This is a genomic window from Lysinibacillus sp. NPDC056232 (assembly GCF_042267565.1).
In the GTDB taxonomy this organism is placed as follows: domain Bacteria; phylum Bacillota; class Bacilli; order Bacillales_A; family Planococcaceae; genus Lysinibacillus.
Genome location: NZ_JBHJTF010000054.1, coordinates 22,072 through 28,821 on the forward strand (window position 1 = coordinate 22,072; position 6,750 = coordinate 28,821).

At 37.4% G+C, this 6,750-nt stretch carries 4 protein-coding genes and 1 rRNA gene; 1 reads left to right on the top strand and 4 read right to left on the bottom strand.

Annotated features, from left to right (window positions below; all coding sequences use genetic code 11):
• Nucleotides 1–12 precede the first annotated feature (12 nt).
• Entirely contained in the window at nt 13–1,437 is a 1,425-nt protein-coding gene (pdxR, locus tag ACFCYJ_RS24845) for a MocR-like pyridoxine biosynthesis transcription factor PdxR (protein ID WP_376078354.1), read from the top strand.
• Nucleotides 1,438–1,462: 25 nt separating this feature from the next.
• On the opposite strand, the gene asnB is transcribed toward pdxR, so the two are convergent.
• The 4 genes from asnB to rrf all read right to left on the bottom strand — a co-directional run.
• Nucleotides 1,463–3,301 (bottom strand): asparagine synthase (glutamine-hydrolyzing), encoded by a 1,839-nt coding sequence (gene asnB / locus ACFCYJ_RS24850; RefSeq protein ID WP_376078357.1) that lies wholly within the window; start codon nt 3,299–3,301, stop codon nt 1,463–1,465.
• Between the two features lie 142 nt (nt 3,302–3,443).
• A complete protein-coding gene (locus ACFCYJ_RS24855; RefSeq protein WP_376078360.1) occupies nt 3,444–4,766 on the bottom strand; it encodes a D-alanyl-D-alanine carboxypeptidase family protein in 1,323 nt (440 codons plus the stop codon).
• A 141-nt stretch (nt 4,767–4,907) separates the two neighbouring features.
• On the bottom strand, nt 4,908–6,371 hold the full coding sequence (guaB, locus tag ACFCYJ_RS24860; RefSeq protein WP_376078362.1) for an IMP dehydrogenase: 1,464 nt from the start codon (nt 6,369–6,371) through the stop codon (nt 4,908–4,910).
• Nucleotides 6,372–6,674: 303 nt separating this feature from the next.
• A 5S ribosomal RNA gene (rrf, locus tag ACFCYJ_RS27500) occupies nt 6,675–6,750 on the bottom strand; the annotation flags it as partial.

Consider the following 6,750-nt stretch of genomic DNA (forward strand, 5'->3'; position numbering starts at 1 on the left):
GGATTGATGAACATGGACATGCTATTATTTCAACTAGAAAAAAATGGTGGAAAACCGCTCTATGACCAGCTTTATAGCGGCATTAAAGAAGCTATTATTTCAAAGAAAATTGCAGTAGGAGAAAAATTACCATCAAAAAGAAAATTAGCCGATTTTTTGAATATTTCTCAAACAACTATTGAAATTGCATATGCACAGCTACTTGCAGAAGGCTATATTATGTCTAAATCCCGCGTCGGTTATTTTGTAGAGGAAATTGACGAGCTTCCATATATTCAGCAGGACACAATAGCTTCTTTACACGAACAACCTAAGAAAAAATCGTACAAGATAGATTTTAATCCTGGTTCTATCGATATTGATGCCTTCCCATTTCAAACATGGCGGAAATATGCGAAAGAGCTCTTTGATGATGCCTCAAAGAAATTATTATTAACGGGTGAACCTCAAGGAGAACTATCTTTACGAACGGAGATTGCTAATTATTTATTTCAATCACGCGGAGTTGTTTGTAGTCCCGAGCAAATTGTCATCGGCTCAGGAACAGAACAGCTTCTACCAATGATTTTGCGCCTCTTCGGTGACGATACTTGCTTTGCGCTTGAAAACCCAGGATATCCAGCTGTGCATCGTATGTTTTCCCAGCATAAACGAAAAGTCTATCCAATTGCAGTCGATGATGAAGGAATTGTCATTCATGAGCTCGAAAAAACTAGCGCTGACGTTGTTTATATTACGCCATCACACCAATTCCCTACAGGAGCAGTATTATCAGCTACAAGACGTGCACAAGCTTTAAATTGGGCCGCACAAAGCTCCTCTCGATACATTATTGAAGATGATTATGATTCCGAATTTCGTTATACTGGAAAACCAATTCCAGCACTTCATGCATTAGATCGAAATGATAAAGTCATTTATATGAGTACATTTACAAAATCATTAATGCCGTCCTTGCGCGTTGCTTATTTTGTACTTCCACCAAAATTACTTGCTACTTATAATGATGTATTTAATTACTATTCATCAACAGTACCTCGTTTTGATCAACATATCGTAGCTAATTTTATGCGTGACGGCCATTTTGCAAAGCATTTAAATCGAATGAGGAAAGTTTATCGAAAAAAGCATGAAAAACTTACTTCTATTTTAGAAAACTATTCTAATCAAATTAACATTACTGGCGAGCAAGCCGGAATGCATATTTTACTCGATGTACAACATACTTTGTCTGAAAAGCAATTACAACAACTTGCCTCCAATGCGGAAATCAAAATCTATCCACTATCTGATTATCGCCTGGATCACGCCACACCCTCACAAGCTCAATTTTTACTAGGTTTTGGAGGTATACCTGTACATGAAATTGAACCTTCGATTGAAAAGCTAATGAGCTGTTGGGATATACAGAAAAAACACCGATCAACCTCACGTTAAAAGGTTGATCGGTGTTCCCTTTATATTATGATTCAATTAGTTGAATATTATAAAGCTTAAACCATGTATGAATTTGCCCGAGATAGGCTAAAAGCTGTGGACCTGCCATTAATTGTCCATACCAAGGAACTTTGAAAGAACTGCCACCAGATTCAATTAGCCCTATTAGCTTCTGTCGCTCAAATAATTCATGAAGAATTGAATTTTTATCCTCCATTATTTCTCTTAGCCATTTTTGAACACCTGCTGTATAAACTGGATGATAAGTTTTTGGGTACGGATTCTTTTTCCGATATAAAACTTCTTCTGGCAATAAATGTTCCATTGCCTTACGAAGCAAACCCTTTTCTATACCGCCTAAATTTTTCATTTCCCAAGGAATATTCCACGCATATTCCACAAGTCGATGATCTGCAAATGGAACACGAACTTCAAGACTCGCCCCCATGCTCATACGGTCTTTTCGTTCCAGCAATGTTTGCATAAACCAGACCATATTCAAATAAAACATTTCACGTTGCCTTACTTCCTCAATACTCTCTCCATCAAGATATGGTACTTCAGCAATTGTTTGCGAATATGCATGTTGTGCAAATGATTCAACTGTTAATTTCTTACGCCACCGCTCTTGCAACATTGTTGATCTTTCAGACAGTGAACGAATCCAAGGAAAACCTGTTGTCGTTTCTGTAAACCATGGATAGCCGCCGAAAATTTCATCTGCACATTCACCCGATAGTGCAACGGTAAAGTCTTTTTTTATTTCTCGACAAAACCATAATAACGATGAATCTACATCTGCCATCCCTGGTGAATCTCTAACAACGACAGATTCTACTAACCAATCGATTAATTGCTGCTGAGAAATTTCCTCAGCATGATGTGTTGTACTAAATGTATCTGTCATTTTTTGAATCCAATACGTGTCTGTTGATGTTTGAAAAGCATGTGGATTAAAGAAGCGTTCATTATCCTCATAGTCTATAGAATACGTATGGAGCATACCTTTATTTTGTTCTTGAAACCTGTTTGCCGCAATGCCAGTAATAATGCTGGAATCTAATCCGCCTGAAAGAAATGTACAAATCGGTACGTCTGAAACAAGCTGTCGTTCAATAGCATCCGTTAGCAAAAAACGGACATGATCGATCGTTTCCTCTAATGACTCTTCATGTCGTTTACTTTGTAACTGCCAATACTGCCAAACTCGTATACCCTCCCTAGAGAAACGCATTGCATATCCTGGACGTAGCTCACTAATATTTTGAAAAAGTGACTTTCCGGGCGTTCTAGACGGCCCTACAGCCATAATATTTGCTAGCCCTTCCGTATTAACGGTTGTTTTAATCAATGGATGAGCCAATAATGCTTTCACCTCAGAGGCAAAAAGCAAGCCGTCTTGTTGTTCTGTGTAAAACAAAGGTTTTACACCTAGTCGATCTCGGCATAAAAAAAGAGATTGTGATTGTTCATCCCATATACCAAAAGCGAAAATTCCATTTAAAAAATCAACACACTGCTCTTTCCATTCAATATAAGCAGTTAATAATACTTCCGTATCTGAATGTGTTGTCAAAACATGCCCTCGATTTTGAAGCTCTTTCCTTAATTCTTCTGTATTATAAAGCTCGCCATTATATGTAATGACATAGTTTGCACCATCATGTACTTTTTTCATCGGTTGCTTCCCACCGATTAAATCTATGACAGCTAGCCGACGATGGCCAAATGCAATATGCTCACTACACCAAATATTTTCATCATCAGGCCCTCGTTTATTTAACGTTTGCGTCATTAACTTTAGAGTTTCATTACTTGTTCTTAAATCCTTTTGAAAGCTAGCCCATCCTGTAATGCCACACATTTAGCCACATCCTTTCGCCTAATAGCGTATGCAGTAGAGCGAAAAAACGTGAAAAAGAACACATAGATGTTAGAAAACATCTATGTGTTCTTTAAGTTAATTATTAATCCGCCGGAGGCTTTAACTTCTTTCGTGAAAGAAGTTAGAATAAGCCACCAACAAAGTCAGTAATGCTGCTCCATAAGTTTCCGAAGAAGCTACCAATACCTTGGAAGAATAATGAGATACCACTAGCACGTTCCACAGCCTCTGTTGTGACAACATCAGCTTTAAGGTCCTTACCGTCAATAAAACCGTAATCTGTGCCCTCTGAGCGCTCAATAACTACCTTCCCGACAACTGTATCCTTCTTAACCTCTGCTTCAAGACTCTTTTTATCTAATACTAGTTTAGGTTTATATAAATCTTTCTCAGATGACTTGACCATAAATGAAATTGGTTCTTTAACAGCAATCGCTACTTTGTTTTCTTTACCTTTTGTAACTTTTACTGTTTCTTGATCTTTAAACTTATAGTTTGCAGGAATAATTTCTTGTTTCGAGAATTGTGAGAAACCATAATTAAACAATTTAGCTGTTTCATCGAAGCGCGCTTTTTTTGGATCCTCTCCTACAGCCTTCATAACTACAGAAATTAAACGTGTACCATTGCGCTCTGCTGTACCTGTAAAGCAATGACCCGCAAAGTCTGTTGTACCTGTTTTTAATCCGTCAACGCCTTGATATTGGAATATTAAACCTGGCAACATAAAGTTCCAGTTTTCCATTTTAATTGCGTCCTCTGTACCTTCACGGAACGTCTTTTTTGCAATTTTAGACGTTTTTAATACGTCTGGATGATCTTTTAGTAAATGATATGCTAATTTAGCTACAGATTTAGCTGGCATTACATTTTCATCATTTGGTCCAGTACCAGCTGGCTGCATACCAAATAAATCTGCATTGTTAAGACCAGTAGAATTCACGAATTTATAGCCTGTAAGACCAAGCTCTTCTGCTTTTTTATTCATTAGCTTTACAAACTCAGTTTCAGTACCTGCAATTGTTTCTGCTATTGCCACTGTAGCAGCATTTGCAGAGTAAATTGCCATTGCCTCATATAATTCTTGAATTTTGTAAGTTCCATCTCTACGCAATGGTACATTACTTAATGCACGGTTTTGAGACATTTTATACGTATATTCAGTTACGTGATATTCTTGATCCCATTTAACTGTACCTGCATCAATTGCATCCAATAACAGGTATTCAGTCATCATTTTTGTCATACTCGCAATACCTAATGAAGTATCTGCATTTTGTTCATATAAAATTTTTCCTGAATCTGCGTCAATTAAAATTGCAGCATCCACTTGTAGTCCTAAATCTGTTTCTGCATTTGCCTTCGCTGGAATACCTGCTAAAACACTAAATAACAAAACAGGAATTAGGAGTAAGCGAATGACAGTGTTCATTGTCTTTTTCACCTTTAAAGCCCTCCAAAAAATATTCTTTTCCTCGACATTTTATCATATATAGTAATGTCCGTGCGCACTCTCTATCATAAAAAAATGCTCTCGTGTCATCTTTGTAGACGATTCGAGAGCATAAAAGTTGCTAGTAATATATTACATCGAATAGTTTGGTGATTCTTTTGTGATTTGTACATCATGTGGATGTGATTCACGTAGACCTGCACCTGTCATTCGAACAAACTGAGCATTTTCACGTAAGAACTCAAGGTTAGCTGAACCACAATAGCCCATACCTGCACGAATACCACCGATTAGTTGATAAATAGTATCCGCTAGAGGTCCCTTGTAAGGAAGACGACCTTCAATACCCTCAGGTACTAATTTTTTCGCATCCTCTTGGAAATAACGATCTTTTGAACCTTTTTCCATAGCTCCAATTGAACCCATACCACGGTATACCTTGAAGCGACGACCTTGGAAGATTTCAGTTTCACCAGGAGATTCAGAAGTACCTGCAAGAAGTGAACCAAGCATTACAACATTACCACCCGCTGCAAGAGCTTTTACGATGTCACCAGAGTACTTAATGCCTCCATCAGCAATAATTGTTTTGCCAAGTTCACGTGCTACTGTTGCACAATCGTAAACAGCTGTAATTTGTGGTACACCTACACCGGCTACGACACGAGTAGTACAAATAGATCCTGGTCCAATACCAACTTTCACTACATCTGCACCAGCTTCAAATAATGCGCGTGCACCTTCAGCTGTTGCCACGTTACCAGCGATAATCTCAAGCTCTGGGTAAGATTCACGGATAGAACGAATTGTTTGTAATACGCCCTCAGAATGACCGTGAGCTGTATCGATTACTACGATGTCTACTTGTGCTTCAACAAGCTTTTCAATACGTATCATCGTATCTTTTGAAACACCAACTGCTGCTCCTACTAATAAACGACCATGGATGTCTTTTGCAGCGTTAGGGAACTCAATTACTTTCTCGATATCCTTAATTGTAATTAATCCAGTTAATTTACCTTCTTCATCTACAATTGGTAGCTTTTCGATTTTATATTGTTGAAGAATCTTTTCAGCATCCTCTAGAGTCGTTCCAACAGGAGCTGTAATTAAATCTTCTTTTGTCATAACATCTTCAATTTTTAAAGAATAGTCAGAAATAAAACGTAAGTCGCGGTTTGTAATGATTCCTACTAGCTTTTGGTTTTCCATACTATCAACGATTGGTACACCAGAAATTCGGTATTTGCCCATTAAATGCTCAGCATCGAAAACTTGGTGAGTCGGAGTTAAGAAGAATGGGTTTGTAATAACACCATTTTCAGAACGTTTTACTTTTTCTACTTGCTCAGCTTGCTCATCGAGTGACATGTTCTTATGGATAATACCGATACCACCTTGACGTGCCATAGCAATTGCCATTTTAGATTCTGTAACTGTATCCATGCCTGCGCTGATCGTTGGAATATTTAATTTAATCTTCGGTGTTAGTTGAACTGATAAATCAACATCTTTCGGTAATACTTCTGAATGGGCTGGTACTAATAATACATCATCAAAAGTTAAACCTTCTTTGGCAAATTTAGTTTCCCACATTTTCGTAACGTCCTCCTATAGTTAAAAGAATATTAATTGTAAGATTAACAACGTGCTAAGCTACTGTCAAGAAACTTATAAAAGAAAGACAATTCAGATTTTTCTAAGCAGCATCTCTGATAACCTTTTCTCCTTTTTTACACTGAAGAAAATGTAGACTTTTTAATTTTTTCTACATTTAATATATAAGGATTAGTTAAGCTCTTCTTATTTTAAGCAAGTTTTGTGGAATTATTGATAAATTATTAAGGTTTTTCAAAAAAAAAAAAAAAAACAGCCAGCATACAGCTGACTGTTTTCATTGCCTAGCGACGTCCTACTCTCACAGGGGGAAGCCCCCAACTACCATCGGCGCTAAAGAGCTTAACTTCCGTGTTCG